Raw genomic sequence first — 250 nt, 5'->3', positions numbered from 1 at the left:
TACGCCCCGCCCGCCTTCCACACCGCCAGGATCGCCACCACCATGTCGGTCCCACGCGGCAGACACAGCCCCACCCGCGACTCCCGACCCACCCCACGCGCCACCAGCCCACGCGCCCACGCATCCGAACGCGCATCCACCTCCGCATAGGTCGACGAACGCCCACCCGAACGCAACGCCACCGCGTCCGGGGACTCAGCCACCCACCTGCGGAACCGCTCCACCACCGTCGACGGCTCGACGTCCAGGT

General features: G+C 72.0%; 1 protein-coding gene. It reads right to left on the bottom strand.

The genetic code is table 11. From position 1 onward, the window contains the following. Window positions 1-250 (bottom strand): AMP-binding protein (locus tag LQ326_RS47620; protein WP_234545440.1); only part of this gene is annotated, 250 nt, incomplete at both ends.

The sequence above is a fragment of the Streptomyces shenzhenensis genome (assembly GCF_021462265.1).
In the GTDB taxonomy this organism is placed as follows: domain Bacteria; phylum Actinomycetota; class Actinomycetes; order Streptomycetales; family Streptomycetaceae; genus Streptomyces; species Streptomyces shenzhenensis.
The sequence above is the reverse complement of the archived record's forward strand: the minus strand, read 5'-3'. Positions and strand labels throughout refer to the sequence as shown.